17 protein-coding genes and 2 tRNA genes are annotated in these 22,416 nt (G+C 73.7%); 16 read left to right on the top strand and 3 right to left on the bottom strand.

All coding sequences use genetic code 11. The features are described from left to right. Positions 1 to 100 precede the first annotated feature (100 nt). A complete protein-coding gene (locus ADL08_RS00240; RefSeq protein WP_053639930.1) occupies positions 101 to 646 on the top strand; it encodes a SigE family RNA polymerase sigma factor in 546 nt (181 codons plus the stop codon). A gap of 147 nt (positions 647 to 793) precedes the next feature. Next, positions 794 to 2,449: a long-chain fatty acid--CoA ligase gene (locus ADL08_RS00235; protein ID WP_053639929.1), complete on the top strand. Its 1,656-nt coding sequence runs from the start codon at positions 794 to 796 to the stop codon at positions 2,447 to 2,449. Positions 2,450 to 2,510: 61 nt separating this feature from the next. On the opposite strand, the gene ADL08_RS00230 is transcribed toward ADL08_RS00235, so the two are convergent. Next, positions 2,511 to 6,323, bottom strand: coding sequence for a PAS domain-containing protein (locus ADL08_RS00230; protein ID WP_053639928.1), 3,813 nt, complete (start codon positions 6,321 to 6,323; stop codon positions 2,511 to 2,513). A gap of 204 nt (positions 6,324 to 6,527) precedes the next feature. Further along, entirely contained in the window at positions 6,528 to 6,959 is a 432-nt protein-coding gene (locus tag ADL08_RS00225; protein WP_053639927.1) for an SSI family serine proteinase inhibitor, read from the bottom strand. Positions 6,960 to 7,223: 264 nt separating this feature from the next. Here ADL08_RS00225 and ADL08_RS00220 point away from each other — a divergent pair. From ADL08_RS00220 to ADL08_RS00155, 14 genes are all read left to right on the top strand, one after another. Continuing rightward, positions 7,224 to 7,314 (top strand) — tRNA-Ser (locus ADL08_RS00220). A gap of 203 nt (positions 7,315 to 7,517) precedes the next feature. Then, a tRNA-Arg gene (locus ADL08_RS00215) sits at positions 7,518 to 7,590 on the top strand. Between the two features lie 108 nt (positions 7,591 to 7,698). Then, on the top strand, positions 7,699 to 8,400 hold the full coding sequence (locus ADL08_RS00210) for a hypothetical protein (protein WP_053639926.1): 702 nt from the start codon (positions 7,699 to 7,701) through the stop codon (positions 8,398 to 8,400). A 162-nt stretch (positions 8,401 to 8,562) separates the two neighbouring features. Further along, entirely contained in the window at positions 8,563 to 8,928 is a 366-nt protein-coding gene (locus ADL08_RS00205) for a PH domain-containing protein (protein WP_030204774.1), read from the top strand. Positions 8,929 to 9,055: 127 nt separating this feature from the next. After that, the gene (locus ADL08_RS00200; protein ID WP_053639925.1) at positions 9,056 to 9,880 is read left to right on the top strand and encodes a BRO family protein; all 825 of its coding nucleotides are present in this window, start codon (positions 9,056 to 9,058) and stop codon (positions 9,878 to 9,880) included. 103 nt (positions 9,881 to 9,983) lie between these two features. Then, positions 9,984 to 10,853 (top strand): DUF2797 domain-containing protein, encoded by an 870-nt coding sequence (locus ADL08_RS00195; protein ID WP_053640094.1) that lies wholly within the window; start codon positions 9,984 to 9,986, stop codon positions 10,851 to 10,853. 170 nt (positions 10,854 to 11,023) lie between these two features. Then, on the top strand, positions 11,024 to 11,359 hold the full coding sequence (locus tag ADL08_RS00190; protein WP_053639924.1) for an antibiotic biosynthesis monooxygenase family protein: 336 nt from the start codon (positions 11,024 to 11,026) through the stop codon (positions 11,357 to 11,359). Next, entirely contained in the window at positions 11,346 to 12,257 is a 912-nt protein-coding gene (locus ADL08_RS00185) for an amidohydrolase family protein (RefSeq protein ID WP_053639923.1), read from the top strand. The genes ADL08_RS00190 and ADL08_RS00185 overlap by 14 nt, the downstream gene beginning before the upstream one ends. Before the next feature lie 121 nt (positions 12,258 to 12,378). Beyond that, positions 12,379 to 13,134 (top strand): response regulator transcription factor, encoded by a 756-nt coding sequence (locus ADL08_RS00180; protein WP_053640093.1) that lies wholly within the window; start codon positions 12,379 to 12,381, stop codon positions 13,132 to 13,134. Between the two features lie 108 nt (positions 13,135 to 13,242). Next, positions 13,243 to 14,739, top strand: a complete 1,497-nt coding sequence (locus ADL08_RS00175; RefSeq protein ID WP_324610415.1) for a HAMP domain-containing sensor histidine kinase — start codon at positions 13,243 to 13,245, stop codon at positions 14,737 to 14,739. Between the two features lie 26 nt (positions 14,740 to 14,765). Next, on the top strand, positions 14,766 to 16,037 hold the full coding sequence (locus ADL08_RS00170; RefSeq protein WP_053639922.1) for a bifunctional glycosyltransferase family 2/GtrA family protein: 1,272 nt from the start codon (positions 14,766 to 14,768) through the stop codon (positions 16,035 to 16,037). Continuing rightward, positions 16,034 to 18,253, top strand: a complete 2,220-nt coding sequence (locus ADL08_RS00165; protein ID WP_053639921.1) for an ArnT family glycosyltransferase — start codon at positions 16,034 to 16,036, stop codon at positions 18,251 to 18,253. The genes ADL08_RS00170 and ADL08_RS00165 overlap by 4 nt, the downstream gene beginning before the upstream one ends. Before the next feature lie 106 nt (positions 18,254 to 18,359). Then, positions 18,360 to 19,889, top strand: a complete 1,530-nt coding sequence (locus tag ADL08_RS00160) for an MFS transporter (protein WP_053639920.1) — start codon at positions 18,360 to 18,362, stop codon at positions 19,887 to 19,889. 35 nt (positions 19,890 to 19,924) lie between these two features. Continuing rightward, positions 19,925 to 20,689 (top strand): TetR/AcrR family transcriptional regulator, encoded by a 765-nt coding sequence (locus tag ADL08_RS00155; protein WP_053639919.1) that lies wholly within the window; start codon positions 19,925 to 19,927, stop codon positions 20,687 to 20,689. A 90-nt stretch (positions 20,690 to 20,779) separates the two neighbouring features. On the opposite strand, the gene ADL08_RS00150 is transcribed toward ADL08_RS00155, so the two are convergent. Continuing rightward, positions 20,780 to 22,414: an MDR family MFS transporter gene (locus ADL08_RS00150; protein ID WP_053639918.1), complete on the bottom strand. Its 1,635-nt coding sequence runs from the start codon at positions 22,412 to 22,414 to the stop codon at positions 20,780 to 20,782. Positions 22,415 to 22,416 lie beyond the last annotated feature (2 nt).

Raw genomic sequence — 22,416 nt, 5'->3', positions numbered from 1 at the left:
AGAGGAGGTCCGGGTGTCCCCACCCCTACAACCTGAGGCGGACGGCGGTTCGGGACCTGGGGCCGATCCGCCGGACCCCCGCCGCTCCTAGCGTGGAGCCATGACTCCGCCACCCTCTGGCCCCGTCTGCGCCGGTGCCTCGCAGTACGCGTCGTACACGACCTTCTCCTCGTACGTACGGGCGCGTGGGCCCGTACTCCTGCGCACCGCCCGCTCCCTGACCGCCAACCCCTCGGACGCGGAGGACCTCCTCCAGACCGCGCTCGCCAAGACCTTCGTGGCCTGGGAGCGCATCGAGGACCACCGCGCCCTGGACGGTTACGTCCGCCGGGCGCTGCTGAACACCCGCACGTCGCAGTGGCGCAAGCGCAAGGTCGACGAGTTCGTGTGCGAGGAGCTGCCCGAGCCGGCCGGCCTCCCGTCGCCCGACCCGGCCGAGCGGCAGGCGCTGCACGACGCCATGTGGCGCGCGGTGCTCAAGCTGCCGGAGCGGCAGCGCCAGATGGTGGTCCTGCGGTACTACGAGGACCTCAGCGAGGCCCAGACGGCCGAGGTGCTCGGGGTGTCGGTCGGCACGGTCAAGAGCGCGGTGTCCAGGGCGCTCGGCAAGCTCCGCGAGGACCCGGAGCTGACCCCGGTGAGGTGAGGAACCGCCCCGTACGCGCCCCGCCCTCCTCCCGTCGCCAGCGATCACTGGCAATTTCCGTACTCCCGGGTAGTGACATACCGCGCGGTACGTGCGCAGAATCTGCACACCCTTACTGCCACGTAGCGCCCACCGGGAGGACGCCCCGTGTACAGCACCATGCAGGACGTACAGCTGACCGTGAGCCGCATCCTCGAACACGGGATGAGGATCCACGGAAAGTCCACCATCACCACCTGGACGGGCGAGCCCGAGCCGCAGCGCCGCACGTTCGCTGAGACCGGCGCCCGCGCGCACCAGCTGGCCGGCGCCCTGCGCGACGAACTCGGCGTCACCGGCGACCAGCGGGTCGCCACCCTGATGTGGAACAACGCGGAGCACGTCGAGGCGTACTTCGCGATCCCCTCCATGGGCGCCGTCCTCCACACCCTCAACCTCCGCCTTCCCCCCGAGCAGCTGGTGTGGATCGTCAACCACGCCGCCGACCGGGTCGTGATCGTCAACGGCTCGCTGCTCCCCCTCCTCGCCCCGCTGCTCCCGCACCTGCCGACGATCGAGCACGTCGTCGTCACGGGCCCCGGCGACCGCTCGGTCCTGGCCGGCGCGGCCCCGCGCGTGCACGACTACGAGGAGCTGATCGCCGGCCGCCCGACCACGTACGACTGGCCGGAACTGGACGAGCGCTCGGCCGCGGCCATGTGCTACACCTCCGGCACCACCGGCGACCCGAAGGGCGTCGTCTACTCCCACCGCTCGATCTACCTGCACTCGATGCAGGTGAACATGGCCGAGTCGATGGGCCTCACCGCCAAGGACACGACCCTAGTCGTGGTGCCCCAGTTCCACGTCAACGCGTGGGGCCTGCCGCACGCCACCTTCATGACCGGCATCAACATGCTCATGCCGGACCGCTTCCTCCAGCCGGCCCCGCTCGCCGACATGATCGAGCGCGAGAGGCCGACCCACGCGGCGGCCGTCCCCACCATCTGGCAGGGCCTGCTCGCCGAGGTCACCGCCAACCCGCGCGACCTCTCCTCCATGGCCCAGGTCACCATCGGCGGCGCGGCCTGTCCGCCCTCCCTCATGGAGGCGTACGACAAGCTCGGCGTCCGCCTCTGCCACGCCTGGGGCATGACCGAGACCTCCCCGCTGGGCACGATGGCCCACCCGCCGGCCGGCCTCACCGCCGACGAGGAGTGGCCCTACCGCGTCACCCAGGGACGTTTCCCCGCCGGCGTCGAGGCGCGGCTCGTCGGCCCCGGCGGCGAGCACCTGCCCTGGGACGGCGAGTCGGCCGGCGAGCTGGAGGTGCGCGGCACCTGGATCGCGGGCGCTTACTACAGCGGCACCGACGGCGAACCGCTCCGCCCCGAGGACAAGTTCAGCGAGGACGGCTGGCTCAAGACCGGCGACGTCGGCGTGATCAGCGCCGACGGCTTCCTCACCCTCACCGACCGCGCCAAGGACGTCATCAAGTCCGGCGGCGAGTGGATCTCCAGCGTCGAGCTGGAGAACGCCCTCATGGCGCACCCGGAGGTCGCCGAGGCCGCCGTCGTCGCCGTGCCCGACGACAGGTGGGGCGAGCGCCCGCTCGCTACCGTCGTCCTCAAGGAGGGCTCGACGGCGGACTACGAGACGCTGAAGGCCTTCCTCGCCACGGAGGGCGGCATCGCCAAGTGGCAGCTGCCGGAGCGCTGGGCGGTCGTGCCGGCGGTGCCGAAGACGAGCGTCGGCAAGTTCGACAAGAAGGTCATCCGCAAGCAGTACGCGCAGGGCGAGCTGGACGTGACCCGGCTGTCGTGACCGGGAACCGACGGAGGGGGAGGGCGCCCGGCGCCCTCCCCCTCCGTCGTGCCGGCTCGTACTAGTTGGTGCCGATCTTCGCGAGCAGGTCGACGATCCGGGCCTGGACCTCGGCGCTGTTCGCGCGCTCGGCGAGGAAGAGGACCGTCTCGCCGGAGGACAGCTTCGGCAGCTCCTCCTCGACGAGGTCGGCCGAGGTGTAGACGACGAGCGGGGTGCGGTTGAGCTGCCCGTTCGCCCGCAGCCAGTCGATGATCCCGGCCCGGCGGCGGCGCACCTGCATCAGGTCCATCACCACCAGGTTCGGCTGCGTCTGCGCGGCGAGCGTGACCGCCTCGGAGTCCGTGGCCGCCCGCGCCACCTGCATCCCGCGCCGCTCCAGGGTGGCCGCGAGCGCCTCCGCGATGTCCTCGTTCTCCTCGATCAGCAGGACCCGGGACGGGTGCTGCTCGCTGTCGCGCGGCGCGAGCGCCTTGAGGAGCACCGCCGGATCGGCGCCGTACGCCGCCTCGCGGGTCGCCTGCCCGAGCCCGGCCGCGAGCAGCACCGGCACCTCGGCGGCGACGGCCGCCTGGCGCAGCGACTGGAGCGCGGTGCGGGTGATGGGGCCGGTCAGCGGGTCGACGAAGAGCGCGGCCGGGAAGGCGGCGATCTGCGCGTCGACCTCCTCGCGGGAGTGCACGATCACCGGCCGGTAGCCGCGGTCGCTCAGCGCCTGCTGCGTGGAGACGTCGGGCGCGGGCCAGACGAGCAGCCGGCGCGGGTTGTCGAGGGGCTCCGGGGGCAGCTCGTCGTCGACGGGACGCGGGGCGGGCCGGTTGGCGACCTCAACCGCGCCGCCGGGACCGTCGAGCGGCTCGGGTCCTTCCGCGGAGCCCTCGGCGGGCGCTCCTATGGCGTACGCGCGGCCCTCGGACGCGGGCGGGGCGGGGGCGGCGGGGGGAGCGAGCGGGGCGAGCCCCGGCGCGGCCCCGGCCTCCGTCCGGGTCCGAGCCCGATCCTGTGCCCGCGGGTGCGGCTCGGCCCCGGTCCCGGCCGGTGCGGGGAGCGCCGCCGGGGCCGGCGGATCGACCTCGGGCGGGGTGGCGAGCCTGCGCCGCCGCCCGGAGCCGTTGGAGGGCGCGGTGCCCGCACCGGACGCGGTGGGCACACCGGGGGCGACGGACACACCGGGCGCGGCCGGGGCCGCCGGATGAGCCGGAGCGGCCGGGGCCGGTGCCGGGACGGGGGGAACGAAGGGGACGCCCTGCCCGAGGGTCCGGACGCTGAACGCCCGCCCCTGGGTCGACTCCCGCGACATCGGCAGCTCGGGCGGCAGCGGTACGGAGCCGGTGCCGGTCCCCGCGCCGACGCCGTTGCCGGACTGCGGCCGCGGCGACGGCTGCTGGGACTGCTCCGGCCGCGGAGGCGCGACGGCCCGGCGCCGCCCGGTCGGCTCGACGGCCGGGGGTACGGACGCGGATGCGGCAGCGGGCACGGCCACGTGCACGGAGGCGTCGGGCGCCTCGGCCGGCAGCGGTGCCCGGGCCGGGACGTGGGGGTGGGGCTGCGGCGGCGTGTGGTCCGCGCCCGGGACACCCCGTACGGCCTCGTGCTGTCCCTCGTCGGAGACCGGCGGCGGACCGGCCGCGGGAGCGGCGGGCAGCGGCACTTCGCGGTCGGCGTCGGCGGGCGGCAGCGCGAACGGGGTCCGGGGTCCGGCCTCGGCCGCGGCCGCCCGCTCCTGCGCGGCGGCCAGCGCGCGCCGACGGCGCCCGCTCGGCCGGTCCGGTGCCTCCTCGGAGGCGACGGCCGGCAGGGCCAGGGCGGAGACGGGGGAGGGAGCGGACCCGGGGCCGGGTCCGGGGATGCCCGAGGGGTCGACGGCGACGCCCTGCGGCGGCACGGCCGCGCCGAGCGCGGCACGCCCCTGCGCCCCTTCGGCCGCGGTCACGACGGAACCCTCGGCGGGCCGTCCCCGACGGCGCCCGGTGGGCTCGACGGGCGGGGCGGCCGGGACGGGGATCCCCGGGGAGGCGGGCGCGTTCTGCTGGGCCGGGATCAGGTCGGCCGCGTCGGACCCTCCCGTACGGGCACGGCGCCGTCCGCCGGGACCGGCGCCGACCGAGGCGTCGCCCCCGTCCGCGACCGCGCTCTCCAGGAAGGCGTCCGTCGAGCCGCGCCGGGCCCGCCGCCGCCCCCCGCCGGGAGCCTCCGCGTCCGGCCCCGCGTCCGTGGCGCCCGGGGTCTCGGCGATCGGTGCCGAGGCCTGCGCGGGCAGGGCGAGGGCCTCCCGGCCGTCCGCCCGCCCGGCGTCCCGGGGCGCGGGCGCGGGGACCGTGCCCCGGCCCGTACCGACCGGCACTTCGAGGACGTACGCGCCGCCGCTCGTGCCCGGCACCTCGTGGGTCTGCACGACTCCGCCGTGCGCCGCCACGATCCCGCGCACGACGGGCCCGTGGACCGGGTCGCCGCCCGCGTACGGGCCGCGGACCTCGATCCGCACGACGTCGCCGCGCTGGGCCGCCGCGACGACGATCGTGGAGTCCGCGAGCCCGGCGCCCGCGACGGCGGCCCGGTTCCTGCCGGTCGCGTCGACGCCCGCGACGTCCGCGACGAGGTGCGCGAGGGCGGTCGCGAGCCGGACCGGGTCCACCTCGGCCTCGATGGGCGGGGTGTGCACGGCGAACTGCGCGCGGCCGGGGCCGATGAGCTCGACGGCCCCGTCGATGCCGGCCGACACGACCCCGTCGAGGAGCGTGACGTGCTTGTCGAGCTCCTCCGCGCCCGCGTCGAGGCGCTGGTAGCCCAGGACGTTGTCCACGAGCGCCGTCATCCGGGCGTACCCGGCGGCGAGGTGGTGCAGCACCTGGTTGGCCTCGGGCCACAGCTGCCCGGCGTCGTCGGCGGCGAGGGTGCCCAGCTGGGTGCGCAGCTCCTCCAGGGGGCCGCGCAGCGACTCGGCGAGGACGGCGGTCAGCTGCTCGTGGCGGGCGGCGAGCGAGGCGTAGCGCTCCTGCTGCGCCTCCCGTTCCGCCGCCGCCCGCTCGGCGCGGTCGGCGAGCTCGGCGGCGTGCTGCTCGGCGAGCTGCTCGTACGGCCTGCGGTCGGTGAAGGTCATCACCGCGCCGACGAGCTGGTCCCCGTCCCGCACCGGAGCGGTCGTCAGGTCGACCGGGACGCGGTCGCCCTTCTTCGTCCACAGCACCTGGCCGCGGACGCGGTGCTTGCGGCCCGACTTGAGGGTGTCCGCGAGCGGCGACTCCTCGTACGGGAAGGGCTCGCCGTCGCCCCGCTTGGCGAGGATCAGCGGGTGCAGCTCCCGGCCGCCGAGCTCGCCGGCGCGGTGGCCGAGGATCTGCGCGGCGGCGGGGTTCACGAGGACGACCCGGCCGTCGGTGTCCGTGCCGACGACGCCCTCGGAGGCGGCGCGCAGGATCATCTCGGTCTGCCGCTGCGAGCGGGCGAGTTCGGCCTCGGTGTCGAGGGTGCCGGTGAGGTCCCGCACGACCAGCATGAGCAGCTCGTCGCCGGTGTAGCCGCCGTACGAGTCGTAGGCCTCGCGGCCGTCCTCCAGGCTGGCGCTGGTCACCTCGACGGGGAACTCGCCGCCGTCGGTGCGGCGGGCGACCATCCGGGTCGGCTTGGTGCGGCCGTGCTCGTCGGTGTTGTCCGGGCGGCGCATGGAGCCCGGGATGAGCCGCGAGTCGAAGTCGGGCAGCAGGTCGAGGAGGCCGCGCCCGACGAGGGCGGTGCCGGGCGTCTCGAACATGCCGAGGGCGATGGTGTTGGCGTTGACGACCGTGCCGTTGCAGTTGACGAGCACGAGGCCGTCGGGAAGGGCGTCGAGTATGGCTGCGAGGCGAGCAGCGCCTCGAGATGGCCTGCTGCTCACGACGACGCTTCCTCCCTGACGCACTGCACGCGCTTGGCCTGTCGACCGGCCGGCCCCATCTTGCCCCTCGGGTCGCGGCCTGTCACTGGAGGGAGTCTAAGGGAGCCTCCGGCCGACACTCCCGGACGTCGCCCCCGACCGCCGTCCCCACACGGCATCTCCGCACGTCATCCCCGGACACCGGTCCCGAACGTCACCCCGAGGTCACCGCCGGACAAGGGGAAGGACAGGCTCCAGATTCTCCCAGCGGTCGATCTCGCAGCCGTTCGCGCGGGAGAACCGGGCGTCGACCTCGCGGCCCCGCCAGGTGCCGGTCACCCGGGCGAGGACGGGCCCGCCGTACACCTGTGCGCACGGCCGGCCCTCGGGGACCGGCAGGAACGGGTCCTCGTCCGCCGCCGCGAGCCGCTCCAGGCGCTCGCAGGCGCGCGCGGCGGCCGGGTGGTCGCCGCCGGGCCGGTCGCCGCACGTCAGCTCGAAGGTGCCGTCGGCCTCGGGGTGGCCGCTCCGGGAGATCGCCACGGTCAGGGCGTCGGGCGCCGGCGCGGGGAACAGCGACAGCGGCGGCAGGGGGCCGAGGCCGACGGTCCCGGCGGCGGCGGTGGCGAGGGTCGCGAGGGCGATACGGCGCAGCATGCGGATCTCCAGGAGCGCGGGTGCACGACGGACACGACGGACACGGGCGCACGGCGCGCCCGACCGGTCTAACGCTCCGGACCCGGCGGCGTTGCGCGGCGGCGAGGCGGAGGGGAGTGCGCCGGGCGGGCGCGCGGGCTCGTACGCGCGCCGGCGGGCTTTGCCCTGGACCCCGGAGGGCTAGTACGGTGAGAATCGATTGGTGACAGCCGGTTCGCCTGTGTCATCATCTGCACGCACCACTCGCGCATGCGTGAGGTGCATGGAGGCGTCGCCTAGTCCGGTCTATGGCGCCGCACTGCTAATGCGGTTTGGGTCTTAAAGCCCATCGAGGGTTCAAATCCCTCCGCCTCCGCCCCACACCGAAGCCCCGGCCCCCAGGCCGGGGCTTCGGCCGTTCCCGGGAGTCGCCCCGTACCCCCCTCGTCATGGCGTTTTCGCAGGTCACAAGGGGTGGGGCAATCGGATTTCACATGACGGCGGCAGTCATGTAATGTTCTTCCTGTCGCCGCGAGCGGGTCGAAAGACCGGGGAGCGAAGACAAAAACTGAAAAACAAGCACTCGTAGCTTAACGGATAGAGCATCTGACTACGGATCAGAAGGTTGCAGGTTCGAATCCTGCCGAGTGCACACAGACAAGAGGCCCGGACGAGAGTCCGGGCCTCTTGCGTTGGGCGGAGTGTCCGCCCGTGCTGCCCGGCCGTGGGGAGGGGCGGCGTGTTCGGTCGAGGGGGGCGTGTGAAGTTCAGAGCCGGAGTGGCGGGCCTGGCGGTTGTGGTGCTGGCGGCGTCGGCGGGGTGCGGGGCTCCGAAGGACGGGGCCGCGCAGGACGCGGTGGGGTCGACACCGACGAGCACCGCGTCGGCGAGCACCGCGCCGACGAGTGCCGCATCGAAGGGTGCCGCGCCGACGAGCACCACGACGGCGGCGGAGAGCGCGTCCCTCCCCTCCGCGGAGATGCAGGGGCGGTGGTGGACGTGGGCGGCCACGGAGCCCGAGGCGACCAACCCCGTCGCCGACACGGACGGAAGCGCGTGCGCGCGCAACCAGCCGGACGACGTGTGGTTCCTGGCCGGCACTTTCGGCGGTCGGGCCAAGCGCGCGTGCGAGGTTCCCGGCGGCCGTCCGGTCGTCGTGCCCGTCGTCAACCGGGTCGGGGACGGCCGGACGTGCGCGGACTTCATGAGCACCGCGCGGGGGACCGTGGTCCTCGACGGCGAGCCGGTGGAACCGGAGCGCCACGAGGACGACTCGATCCTGGTGGAAGGCGCCCCGGGCAACCCGGTCACCGGGGAGGAAGGGCGCTTCACGGCTACCGGGTGCGGCCTCTGGGTGCGGCTGCCGTCCCTGGCTCCCGGAGCGCACACCCTGAAGGTCACCGGACGATCGGGCGACTTCTCCACCGGCGTGGACTACGCGTTGACCGTCGTCGCCCCCTAGGGGGTGCCTTGTCGATCGGGCCGGGCCGTCCCGGGGACGTCCCGTGCGTCGAGCTCGCCGGAAGGCCGCCGGAGGTCCGGAAGCGAGCGGTTGGAACCGGTTCCGACGCCGGTGGGGGTTAAGGTCGAGTGATCGTTCTTTCATCGCACAGGGGGTAGGACCATGGCGCTCTTCGGGAACGCGCACGCGATCGATCCGGCGCAGGCGCAGCAGGACTTCGCGCGGCTGCTCGGACCGGGGGAGCAGGTGCACGCCGCGTACCTGCTGATACGGGACACGATCTTCTTCACCGACCGGCGGCTCGTGCTCGTCGACAAGCAGGGCATCACCGGCAAGAAGGTCGAGTACCACTCGATCCCGTACCGGAGCATCACCCACTTCGCCGTCGAGACCGCCGGCACCTTCGACCTCGACGCCGAGCTGAAGATCTGGATCTCGGGCAGTCAGCTGCCCGTGCAGAAGACCTTCACCAAGGGGGTCGACATCTACGAGGTGCAGGCGATCCTCACGCAGTTCGTCGCCAAGTAGTCGGCGCGCAAGGGGAGGGTCCTCGGGAGAAATCCCCGAGGACCCTCCCCTTTTGGGTGAACCCGTCTTATTTGCATGTCAGTTGAATATGCCTTCGGACTAGCTTGCGAGGCGGAGGTGATGATCGATGGACGCGATCGACATCGATGACGTGGTGTACGCCGCCACCGGGGAGCGCCTGCGGAGGCTGACGGCGTCGGACGGGGCCCACTGGTTCCCGGTGGTGGACGTGGCGAAACGGCTGGGGTACGCGGGGACGAGGGAGGCCCTGCGGACGGTGGCGCTGCCGGAGGAGTGCCTGGCGTCCGCGCGGGAGATCGCCGGCGACGAGGAGTTCCTCCGCCGGTGCGGGATCCGCGCGTCGACGCGGATGGTGAGCCTCCAGGGGCTCGTCCAGCTCGTCGGGGCGTGCCGGAGGCCGGAGGCCGGGCCGTTCCGGGCGTGGGTGGCCGAGGTCGTGGCGTCGGTCCAGCGGTACGGCGGGTACGGGCTCGAACCCTCGCCGGTGCACGGCGGGTTCCTCCTGCCGCCGGAGCTCGTCGACGTCCTCGTGCGCCTGGAGGGGCGGTTCGACGAGGGGGCCCTCGCGTCGGTCGAGCGGGTCGAGTACGCGGAACTGCTCCGCGAGACCCGGCAGAGCCTCTCCAGGGTCGCCGACTCCCTCGAACGGCTCGCCGTGCCCCGCCAGCGCACCGGCTCCGCCGTCGCGCTCAGCCCGCAGGAGCTCGTCGAGTCCTGGGCCATCACCGGGGACGTGCGGACGGTCGCCAGCTTCCTGGCCCCCGGGCTCGTCCGGGGCGGGGTGCGCTACCGGCACCAGGACGTCACCCGCCGCACCGGCCTCTCCGGCGAGCGCGTCCGCGACTGCGTACGGCTCCTCCTCGAACGCGGCTGCATGCGGGAGGTCGGAGGGCCCGACCCGGACGGGACCCGGATCTACGTCCTGCCCTGAGTCCCGGGCGGGGCTCTGTTCGGTGCCCCGTTCTCGGGCGGGGCGGTGTCGGGGCCGGGCGTGGCGGAGACTGGACGTCCGAGCGGATCGGGGAGGCGTGGGCGTGGAGTGGCGGTGCCGGGGGATCACCTGGAACGGCGGAGTGCCGGGGCTGCGGTGGCAGGGCGGGAAGGTCAGCGCGCTCGCGTACGGGCAGCCGCTCGCCTTCCGCGCCGTCGGGGTACGGCGCTGCCCGGGGGCCCGGGGCAACCCCTGCCCCCTGACGGCCGCCGTCCCCGGCCGGGCCACCGGAGGGCGGTGCGCGGAGTGCGCCCGGCTCGACCGGGCCCACTCGGTCGCGGCCGACACCGTCGCGGACGACCCCCAGCCGTACCGCGTCTACCTGGCCTGGTTCGGGCCCGGCATGACCAAGGTGGGGATCACCGCCGAGGCCCGGGGCGAGGCCCGGCTCCTGGAACAGGGGGCCGTCGCGTTCAGCTGGCTCGGCCGGGGGCCGCTGATGGCCGCCCGGCGCACCGAGGAGGTCCTGCGGCAGGCGCTCGGCGTGCCCGACCGGGTGGCGTACGAGCGCAAGCGGGCCGCCCGGCACGTCCTGCCGCCCGTCGCCGACCGGGCCCGGGAGGTCGAGGAGCTGTACCGGCGGGCCCGGCGGGTCGGCGGCTGGACCGAGACCCTGGAGCCGCTGGAGTTCGCCCCGCGCGACCACGCCGGGGCCTTCCGCCTCGACGGACTGCCGCCGCTCGCCGGCACGGTCACCGAGCTGACCGACGGCGGCACCGTCACCGGGCGGCTGCTCGCTGCCGCCGGCCCCGACCTGCACCTCCTCGCCCCCGACGGGCGCTGCCTCGCCCTCGACACCCGGCTCATGGGCGGATGGGCCCTTCACAAGGCGGGCGCGGAGGAGGGCTTCACCGTGCCGGTGACGGCGGCGGCTCCCGCGAGCGACCCCGACGAGCAGGGGGAACTCTTCTGAAGCGGCCTTCCCGACGGGTTCCTCCGACCTGCTTCCCCGGCGGGCCCCTCCTGGACCCGGAGGCCCCTCCCGAAGGGCTTTCGCGGTCGCCGGACCCGCTTCGTAAAGTCTTGGATCCCTTTGGACGGGGGCCGTGGACATCCCGGCCCGGCCCCCGCGAGGGTGATCGCATGACCCCGAAACTGGTGGCGGGCATCGAACCGCCCTACTACACCGCTGTCTTCACCTCGGTCCGGCCCGACGAGCCCGAGGGCTACGCCGAGACCGCCTCCCGGATGCGGGAGACCGTCGAGGGGATTCCCGGCTACCTCGGTTACGAGTTCGCCCGGACCCCCGGCGGCATCGGCATCACCATCGCCTACTTCCGCGACCTGGAGTCCCTCGACGCCTGGCGCCTCCACACCGCGCACCAGGAGGCCAAGGCGTACGGGCGGGAGCACTGGTACGACAGTTACAGCGTCCACATCGGCAGGGTCGAGCGGAGTTACAGCTATGAGCGCGCATGACGGGACGGACGAGGCGGTCGGTGTCGCCGACGTTCCCGCGCTCCTCGCGCGGCTCGGGATCCCCGGACTCGTGGACGTGCACACGCACTTCATGCCGCAGAACGTCCTCGACAAGGTCTGGGCCTACTTCGACGCCGTCGGTCCGCTGACCGGTCTGGAGTGGCCCATCACCTACCGCGAGGAGGAGGAGCGCAGGATCGCCCTCCTGCGCGGATTCGGGGCGGTCGCCTTCACCGCGATGCTCTACCCGCACAAGCCCGGCATGGCCCCCTGGCTGAACTCCTGGGCCGCCGACTTCGCCGCCCGCACCCCGGACTGCCTGCACACCGCGACCTTCTTCCCCGAGCCGGGAGTCGACGGGTACGTCCGCGAGGCGCTCGCCGCCGGGGCCCGCGTCTTCAAGGTGCACCTCCAGGTCGGAGGATTCGACCCGAACGACGAACGGATCGACGGCGCCTGGGGGAGCCTCGCGGACAGCGGCACCCCCGTCGTCGTCCACTGCGGTTCCGGGCCCGCTCCGGGGAACTTCACCGGCCCCGGCCCCATGGGACGGCTGCTCGCCCGTCACCCCCGGCTGCGGGTGATCGTCGCGCACATGGGGATGCCCGAGTACGGGGACTTCCTCTCCCTGGCCGAGCGGTACGAGGGCGTCCACCTCGACACCACCATGGCGTTCACCGACTTCAGCGAGCGGCTCGCGCCCTTCCCCGAGCAGGAGCACAAGCGGCTGCTCGACCTCGGCGACCGGATCCTCCTCGGCTCGGACTTCCCCAACATCCCGTATCCGTACGCCCATCAGCTCCACGCCCTCGAACGCCTCGGGCTCGGGGACGACTGGCTCCGGAAGGTGCTGTACGAGAACGGCGCCGCGATGTTTCACGTGAAACCGGCTCGTTGAGCCCCAGGACGTTCCGTTTCACGTGAAACCACCCCCTGTGGTCGACGCCTGCGGTCGTTTCTCAGGGAATTCACAGGAAAGGAAAAGGGGCCTTTCAGCGGCGGCGGTCAGCGTGGGACCCATGACCGTCACCCCGCACCGCACGAGCAACCGCCCCGGCACCCGCGCCGACATGCTCCGCGCCGACGGGACCGCCGTCCGGGTCCTCGTCGTCGACGACGAGGCCTCGCTCACCGAACTGCTCTCCATGGCCCTGCGCTACGAGGGCTGGCAGGTCATGAGCGCCGGGGACGGAGCCGCCGCCCTGCGTTCCGCGCGCGAGTTCCGGCCCGACGCCGTGATCCTCGACATGATGCTGCCCGACGTCGACGGGCTGAGCCTGCTCGGCTCGATCCGGCGCGAGCTGCCCGACGTACCGGTGCTCTTCCTGACGGCGAAGGACGCCGTGGAGGACCGGATCGCCGGGCTCACGGCGGGCGGCGACGACTACGTGACCAAGCCCTTCAGTCTGGAGGAGGTGGTCGCCCGGCTGCGCGGCCTCATCCGCAGGTCCGGAGCCGCGCAGGCCCGCAGCGAATCGCTGCTCGCGGTCGGGGACCTGACCCTGGACGAGGACAGTCATGAGGTCACCCGGGGCGGCGACTCGATCCACCTCACGGCGACCGAGTTCGAGCTGCTGCGCTACCTCATGCGCAATCCGCGCCGGGTGCTCAGCAAGGCGCAGATCCTCGACCGGGTCTGGTCGTACGACTTCGGCGGCCAGGCCAATGTGGTCGAGCTCTACATCTCCTACCTGCGCCGGAAGATCGACGCGGGGCGCTCCCCGATGATCCACACCCGGCGCGGGGCCGGCTATCTGATCAAGCCGGGGGAGTAGCGACCGGTGACCCGAGACGAACGGCCGCCCCGAGACGCACGGCCGTTCCGGGGCCCGTGGCCGTTCCGGGGCGCGCGGCGGCCGTGGTCGCTGCGGACCCGGCTCGTCGTGTCGGCGGTCGCGCTGATCGCGGTCGTCGCGGCCGTCATCGGCACGGTCACGACGATCGCGTTCCGCTCGTACCTGTACGACCAGGCCGACGAGCAGGTCCGGGGGCTCTCCCAGCGGGCCGCCGGGCCGCCGGTCGTCCTGCCCGTGCCCGACCCCGGCCGGGGCAGGGAGCCGTTCGCCTTCCTCGGCGGCCCGGGCGCCCCGATAGGGACCCTCGGCGCGGTCCTGACCGACGGCGAGGTCACCTCCGCCGGGTACTCCACGGAGGTGGCCGGGAGCAGCGGCACGGACGGGCCGAGGTTTCCCGTCAAGGAGCTGGACGCGGGCCAGCGGGCCGCCCTCGCCGCCGTCCCGCGCGACGGCGAGCCGCACACCGTCGAGCTGCCCGGCGGCCTCGGCTCCTACCGGGTCGCGTACGCGGAGGGCAGCCGCGGCACCTTCCTCACCGGCATCCCGCTCACCGAGGTCGACGACGCGCTCTCCACCCTCGTCCTGGTCGAGCTGAGCGTCACCGGTGCCGGGCTCGTCGCGGCCTCGCTCGCCGGGACCGTCCTCGTCGGAGTGGCCCTGCGCCCGCTGCGCCGGGTCGCCGCCACCGCCCGCCAGGTCGCCCGGCTCCCGCTGCACAGCGGCGAGGTGGCGCTCCACCAGCGGGTCCCGGAGACGGAGGCCGATCCGCGCACGGAGGTCGGCCAGGTCGGCGCGGCCCTCAACCGGATGCTCGACCACGTCCACTCGGCCCTCGACGCGCGCCAGCGGAGCGAGACCCGGGTCCGGCGGTTCGTCGCGGACGCCAGCCACGAGCTGCGCACCCCGCTCGCCTCGATCCGGGGGTACGCGGAGCTGACCCGGCGCGGCCACGAGGAGTGCGGGCCCGACACCCGGCACGCGCTCGGCCGGATCGAGTCGGAGGCGACCCGGATGACGGGCCTGGTGGAGGACCTGCTGCTGCTCGCCCGGCTCGACGCCGGACGCCCCCTCGCGGACGAACCCGTCGACCTCGTCGCCCTCGTCCTGGACTCCGTGAGCGACGCCCGCGCCGCCGGACCCGGCCACCACTGGAGCCTCGAACTCCCCGGGGACGGGACGGAGGCGGAGGTCCGGGGGGACGGCGCCCGGCTCCGGCAGGTGCTCCTCAACCTCCTCGCCAACGCCCGTACCCACACCCCGCCCGGCACGAAGGTCACCGCCCGCGTCCGCGCGGAGGGGCCGGACGCGCTCGTGGAGGTCGAGGACGACGGGCCCGGCATCCCGGACGCCCTCCTGCCCTCCGTCTTCGAACGGTTCGCGCGCGGCGACGCCTCCCGCTCCCGCACCGCCGGCTCCACCGGCCTCGGCCTCGCGATCGTCCGCGCGGTCGTCCTCGCCCACGGCGGCGGGGTGACGGTGGCCAGCGCCCCCGGCAGGACCGTCTTCACGGTCCGCCTGCCCACGGGCGCGAACCCGCCGGACGACGACTCACAGGCAGGGCACAGGCGCGGCACACAGCCGTGACAGCCGCCCCGGCGAGTGTCTGGGGCATGCGAACCCCAACGATCGCGCGGCCCGTGCCCGGTGCCCTGCCCGCCCGGGAACACCTGCCCGTGGACGTCGCCGGACGGCCCGTCCTGGACGTGGTGATCCCCGTCTACAACGAGGAGAAGGACCTGGAGCCGTGCGTCCGCCGGCTCCACGAGCACCTCTCCCGGACCTTCCCGTACGGCTTCCGCATCACCGTCGCCGACAACGCCTCCACCGACACGACGCCCGCCGTCGCCGCGGCCCTCGCCGGCGAGGTGCCCGAGGTGCGCTCCGTACGCCTCGAACAGAAGGGGCGCGGGCGGGCGCTGCGCACGGTGTGGTCGGCGTCGGACGCGCCCGTCCTCGCCTACATGGACGTCGACCTGTCCACCGACCTGAACGCGCTGCTCCCGCTGGTCGCGCCGCTCATCTCGGGCCACTCGGACCTGGCGATCGGCTCCCGGCTCTCCCGCTCCTCGCGGGTGGTGCGCGGCCCGAAGCGGGAGTTCGTCTCCCGCGCGTACAACCTGATCCTGCGCTCCTCGCTCGCGGCCCGGTTCTCGGACGCCCAGTGCGGGTTCAAGGCCATACGGCGCGAGGTCGCCGAGCGGCTGCTCCCGATGGTCGAGGACACCGGCTGGTTCTTCGACACCGAGATGCTGGTCCTCGCCGAGCGGGCCGGGCTGCGGATCCACGAGGTGCCGGTCGACTGGATCGACGACCCCGACTCGACCGTGCACATCGTGAAGACGGCGACGGACGACCTGAGGGGCGTCTGGCGGGTGGGGCGGGCCCTCGCGACCGGTTCGCTGCCGCTCGACCGGCTCGCCCGGCCGTTCGGGGACGACCCCCGGGACCGCGAACTCAGCGGCGTGCCGGGCGGTCTCGCCCGCCAGCTGGTCGGCTTCTGCGTGGTCGGGGTCCTGTCCACGCTCTTCTACCTGGCGCTGTACTCGGCCTTCCGGCTCGGCCTGGGCCCGCAGCCCGCCAACGCCGCCGCCCTCCTCGTCTCGGCCGTCGCCAACACGGCGGCCAACCGGCGCCTCACCTTCGGGGTGCGGGGCCGCGACCGGGCCGTCCGCCACCAGGCGCAGGGGCTCGTGGTCTTCGCCATCGGCCTGGCCCTGACCAGCGGTTCGCTCGCCGCCCTCGGCGCGGCGACCGGAGACCCGTCGCACTCCACCGAGCTGGCCGTCCTGATCGTCGCCAACCTCGCCGCGACCGTCCTGCGCTTCCTCCTCTTCCGGCTCTGGGTCTTCCCCGAGCGGGCCACCGCAAGGAACGAACGATGACCGCCCTGAACCCCGCGGCACCCGCCGCCCGGGGGAGCGACCGGCTCGCCCGCCTCCGGCGCGGGCGCGCCGAGGACGCCCCCTGGGTCCGGCCCGCCCTCCTCGGCCTGCTCGTCGTGACCGGCGCGCTCTATTTGTGGAACCTGAGCGCCTCCGGCTACGCCAACTCCTTCTACTCCGCGGCCGTCCAGGCCGGTGGGGAGAGCTGGAAGGCCTTCTTCTTCGGCTCCCTCGACGCGGCCAACGCCATCACCGTCGACAAGCCGCCGGCCGCGCTCTGGCCGATGGCGCTCTCCGTCCGCCTCTTCGGCCTCGGCTCCTGGCAGATCCTCGTGCCCGAGGTGCTCATGGGCGTGGCCACCGTCGGCGTCCTGTACGCGGCCGTCCGGCGCCGGTTCGGCGCGGGCGCCGGCCTGATCGCGGGCGTGGTCCTCGCGCTGACGCCGGTCGCCGCCCTGATGTTCCGCTTCAACAACCCGGACGCGCTGCTCGCCCTGCTCATGACGGTCGCCGTGTACGGGGTGCTGCGCGCCCTGGAGGACGGGCCGGGCGCGGCGAAGTGGCTCGTGTGGGCAGGCGCGGCCTTCGGCTTCGCGTTCCTGGCGAAGACCCTCCAGGCCTTCCTGATCCTGCCGCCGCTCGCCCTCGTGTACGCGGTGTGCGGGCCGGGCGGGATCGGGCGCCGGTTCGGCCGCCTCGCCCTCGCCGGGCTCGCGATGCTGGTCTCGGCGGGCTGGTGGGTGGCCCTGGTCGAGCTGTGGCCGGCGTCCTCCCGCCCGTACGTCGGGGGCTCGCAGAACAACAGCTTCCTGGAGCTGACCTTCGGCTACAACGGCCTCGGCCGGATCAACGGCGACGAGACCGGCAGCGTGGGCGGCGGCGGTCCCGGCGGGGGCGCGGGCGGCGGCCGGTGGGGCGAGACCGGCCTCGGCCGCATGTTCAACGACTCGGTCGGCGGCCAGATCTCCTGGCTGCTCCCGGCCGCGCTGCTCCTGCTCGTCGCGGGGCTCGTCGTCACCCGGCGGGCGCCCCGGACGGACACCGCGCGCTCGGCGTTCCTGGTGTGGGGCGGCGCCCTGCTCATGACCCTCGCGGTGTTCAGCTTCATGGCCGGCATCTTCCACGAGTACTACACGGTGGCCCTGGCCCCGTACGTCGCGGCGCTCGTCGGCATGGGCGCGGCCGTGCTGTGGGAGGAGCGGACCCGGTTCGCGGCCTCGGCGGCGCTCGCGGTGACGGCGGGGGTGACGGCCTGGTGGGCCTGGACGCTGCTCGGCCGTACGCCGGACTGGCTGCCGTGGCTGCGCTGGACGGTCCTGGTGGCGGGCGGCGCGGCGGCCCTCGGGCTGCTGGTCGCGGGCCGGGTCGACCGGCGCCTCGGGCTCGCGGCGGCGGGCCTCGGCCTGGCGGCGGGCCTCGCGGGCCCCTTCGCGTACACCCTGGAGACGGTCGGCACCGGCCACCAGGGCTCCATCGTGACGGCGGGTCCGGCGGGCGGCCGGGGCCCGGGGGGCTTCGGCGGCCGCATGCCGGGCGGCTTCGGTGGCCGGACGGCCGAGGACGGAACGGCGTTCCCCGGCGGCCGGGGAGGCCAAGGGGGCCAGGGCGGTCAGACCGGTCAGACCGGCCAGACCGGTCAGATGCCCGGCGGCCCCGGTGGCCAGGGACAAGGCCAAGGCCAGGGACAAGGCCAGGGCCAGATGCCCGGTGGCACCCCGCCCCAAGGCATGCCCCAGGGAATGCCGCAGGGAATGCCCCAAGGCGCGCCCCAGGGCGGCACCGCCCGCGGTGAGCGCCCCGGCTTCGGCGGTGGCGGTGGCGGCGGCATGGGCGGGCTCCTCAACGGCGCGAACGTCGGCGCGGAGGCCAGGGCGGCGCTCCTGAAGGACGCCGGCTCCTACACCTGGGTCGCGGCCACGGTCGGCGCCCAGAACGCCGCCAGCTACCAGCTCGCCACGGAGAAGCCGGTCATGGCGATCGGCGGCTTCAACGGCAGCGACCCGTCGCCGACCCTCGCGCAGTTCAAGCGGTACGTCGCCGAGGGGAGGATCCACTACTTCATCGGAAGCGGCGGCGAGTCCGGCGGAGAGGGCACCGGCCGCACGGGCGGCGGCGGTCCCGGCGGCGACTCAGAGATCTCCGCCTGGGTCTCGGAGACCTTCGAGAAGGTCACGATCGGCGGCGCCACCTTCTACGACCTGACCGGAAAGAGGTGACCGGAGGCCGCGAACAGGCCCCCCGGACATAATCGCTATACAGCGTAAGAGAGTCCTTGTACGGTGTACGACACCTGGTCCCGTACACCGTACAAGGAGTCCTGCCATGACGGCGACGACCGCCGCGAACGAACCGCCCGCCACCACCGGCGGCCACCCGCAGCGCTGGCTGATCCTCGGCGTCATCTGCCTGGCCCAGCTCACCGTGCTGCTCGACAACACCGTGCTCGGCGTCGCCATCCCCTCGCTGACCTCGGAACTCCACGCCTCCACCGCCGACATCCAGTGGATGATCAACGCGTACTCGCTCGTCCAGTCCGGTCTGCTCCTGACCGCGGGCAACGCCGCCGACCGCTACGGCCGCAAGAAGCTCCTCGCCGCCGGACTCGCGCTCTTCGGCCTCGGCTCGCTCGCCGCCGGGCTCGCGGACTCCACCGCCCAGCTGATCGCCGCCCGCGCGGGCATGGGCGTCGGCGGCGCGCTGCTCATGACCACCACCCTCGCCGTCGTCATGCAGATCTTCGACGACTCCGAGCGGGTCAAGGCCATCGCGCTGTGGGCCACGGTCGGTTCGCTCGGCTTCGCCGCCGGACCGCTGATCGGCGGCGTCCTCCTCGACCACTTCTGGTGGGGCATGATCTTCCTGATCAACATCCCCGTCGCGCTCGTCGGCCTGGTCGCCGTGGTCAAGCTGGTCCCCGAGTCCAAGAACCCCCAGGGCGAGCGGCCCGACCTGGTCGGCGCGCTGCTCTCCACCGTCGGCATGACCGCCGCCGTCTACGCCATCATCACCGGCCCCGAGCACGGCTGGACCTCCGCCGAGGTGCTGGTCCCGGCGGCCCTCGGCGCCGTGGTCCTCACCGCCTTCGCGCTCTGGGAGCTGCGCGTCCCGCACCCGATGCTCGACATGCACTTCTTCCGCGACCAGAAGTTCGTCGGCGCCGTCGCGGGCGCGATCCTGGTCATGTTCGGCCTGGGCGGCTCGCTCTTCCTGCTCACCCAGCACCTGCAGTTCGTCCTCGGCTACGAGCCGCTGGAGGCCGGTCTGCGGATGGCGCCGCTCGCGCTGACCGTGGTCGCGCTCAACCTCACCGGCGTCGGCCCGCGGATCGTGACGAAGCTCGGCACCGCGCCCACCGTGGCCGCCGGCATGACCCTCGTCGCGGCCGGTCTCGCCTCGATCGCCCTGATCGGCGGCGGTGCGCACAGCAGCTACTGGGGGATGCTCCTGGGCCTGGTCCTGATGGGCGTCGGCCTCGCGGTCTCCAACCCGGCCATGGCCAACGCCATCATGAGCGCCATCCCGCCGGAGAAGGCCGGGGTGGGCGCGGGCGTCAACGGCACCCTCGCCGAGTTCGGCAACGGCCTGGGCGTCGCCGTCCTCGGAGCCGTGCTCAACGCGCGCTTCGCCGCCCTCGTCACCGTCACCGCGACCTCGTTGCCCGCCGCCCTCGCGGCGGCCGGGAGCGACGCCGAGCGGACGCAGATTTCCGACGCCTTCGCCTCCGGCCTCCAGACCAGCCAACTGGTCGGCGCGGTCGCCGTCTTCGCGGGCGGCCTGCTCGCCGCGGTCCTGCTGGCGCGGGCCGAACGTGCGGAGAGGGCGGCGGCCCCGAATCCGGCGGTGGCTGCCTAGCATGGTCACGGACCGCTGACAGACGGAGGAACGCGATGGTCAAGGCAGCCGACAGGGCCAAGGACCCGGCGCGTTCCAGCGTCTGGCTGGAGGACCGGGCCCCCCGCCGCGGCAGCGGTCCGGCCGGGCTCGACCGGGACCGGATCGTCACCGCCGCGATCCGGATGCTGGACGAGGAGGGCCTGTCCGGCCTCTCGATGCGCAAGCTCGCGACCGAACTCGGCGTCACCGCCATGTCCCTCTACTGGTACGTGGACACCAAGGACGACATCATCGAGTACGCCGTCGACTCCGTCTACGCGGAGGTCGACCTCGCCGCGGTCGCCGCCGCCGGCGACTGGCGCGACCGGCTCAGGACCCTCGCCCTGGAGTACCGGAGGATGCTGGTCCGCCACCCGTGGATGTCGCCGTGTGCCGGGAAGTACCTGAACATCGGGCCGAACGCGGTCGCCGTCGGCGCCGGGATCCACGAGGCGATCCGGGACACCGGACTGCCGATGCGCCGCCGGCCGAGCGCGATGTCGGCGGTCTTCCAGTTCGTGTACGGCTACGGGACGATCGAGTCGCAGTTCCAGCGGCGGGCGGCGGAGGCCCACATGTCGCAGGACGACTTCTACGGGAAGTCGATCAGGGCCTTCCGCGACGACGCGCGGTTCGAGGAGACGCTCGGACCGATGACGGAGCTCCTCGACGAGCGGGCCTCGCACGGCAGCGTCAGCGAGATCTGGGACCGGGACTTCGCGTACGCCCTCGACGTCCTGGTCGCCGGCATCGAGGTGATGGTGGCGCGGGGCGAGTAGGGACACGACGGAGCGGCGGGCCGTCCCCTGCCCGCCGCTCCGTACCCGACCCGGCCGCGCCTCCGCTCGAAGCGCGGCCGGGAGCTTTTCCTACCTGGCGTCCGCCGTGACCTTCTCGTCCGCGGCCGACTTCTCCGCCGCCTTCACCGGGCCGCTCTTGAGGGCGACCTCCTTGATGAACAGCGTCACCACGAAGGCGAGCAGCGCGAACGGCGCCGAGTAGAGGAAGACGTCCGCGACGCCGTGGCCGTACGCGTCCTCCATGACCGTGCGGATCGGGGTCGGCAGCTTGTCCATGTCGGGGATGCCGCCGCCCGTGCCGCCCTGGCCCATGGCGGCCGCGGCCTTCGGGCCGAGCTCGGCCAGGCCCTCCTTGACGTAGTCCGTGACCCGGTGGGCCATGACCGCGCCGAGCGCCGAGACGCCGATCGCACCGCCCAGGGAGCGGAAGAAGGTGACCACGGAGGAGGCCGCGCCGAGGTCGGCGGGGGCCACCTGGTTCTGGGTGCAGAGCACCAGGTTCTGCATCATCATGCCGAGGCCGAGGCCGAGCAGCGCCATGAAGAGCGCGATGTGCCAGTACTCCGTGTCGTAGCGGATCGTGCCGAGCAGGCCGAGGCCGCCGGCGGCCAGGGCGCCGCCGCTGACCAGCCACGCCTTCCACCGGCCGGTCTTGGTGATGACCAGACCGGAGACGGTCGAGGAGACGAACAGGCCCGCGATCATCGGGATGGTGAGGACGCCGGACATCGTCGGCGACTCGTTGCGCGCCAGCTGGAAGTACTGGCTGAAGAAGACCGTGCCGGCGAACATCGCGACGCCCACGAAGAGCGAGGCGAGCGAGGCGAGGGTGATCGTGCGGTTGCGGAAGAGGCGGAGCGGGATGATCGGCTCGCTCGCCCTCGACTCGACCAGGACGAAGACCGCGCCGAGGACGACGGCGCCGAGGACCATGACGGCCGTCTGCCAGGACATCCAGTCGTACTTGTCGCCCGCGAAGGTGACCCAGATGAGGAGCAGGGAGACGGCGGCGCTGATGAAGAGGGCGCCGGCCCAGTCGACCTTGACCTGCCGCTTCACGACGGGGAGCTTCAGGGTCTTCTGCAGGACGACCAGGGCGATGATCGCGAAGGGCACGCCGACGTAGAAGCACCAGCGCCAGCCGAGCCACTCGGTGTCGGTGATGACGCCGCCGAGCAGCGGGCCGCCGACGGTGGCGACGGCGAAGGTCGCGCCCAGGTAGCCGCTGTACCGGCCGCGCTCGCGCGGGGCGATCATCGCGGCCAGGATGATCTGGGAGAGGGCGGTGAGACCGCCGACGCCGATGCCCTGGACGACGCGGCAGGCGATGAGCATGCCGGTGCTCTGCGAGAGGCCGGCGACGACCGAGCCCGCGACGTAGATGAGCAGGGCTATCTGGACGAGCAGCTTCTTGGAGAAGAGGTCCGCGAGCTTGCCCCAGAGGGGGGTGGTCGCGGTCATCGACAGGAGGGCCGCGGTCACGACCCAGGTGTAGGCGGACTGTCCGCCGCCCAGGTCGGTGATGATCTGCGGCAGGGCGTTGGAGACGATCGTCGAGGACAGGATGGCGACGAACATGCCGAGCAGCAGCCCGGAGAGCGCCTCCATGATCTGCTTGTGCGTCATCGGGGCGCCGCCGGAGGCGAGGTCCCCCTCCTTGGCGCTCCCGCCGCGCACACCGGTCTCTGGTGTGGTGCTAGCCATGG

This window comes from Streptomyces sp. NRRL F-6492, from assembly GCF_001280125.1.
Lineage (GTDB): Bacteria > Actinomycetota > Actinomycetes > Streptomycetales > Streptomycetaceae > Streptomyces.
The sequence above is the reverse complement of the archived record's forward strand: the minus strand, read 5'-3'. Positions and strand labels throughout refer to the sequence as shown.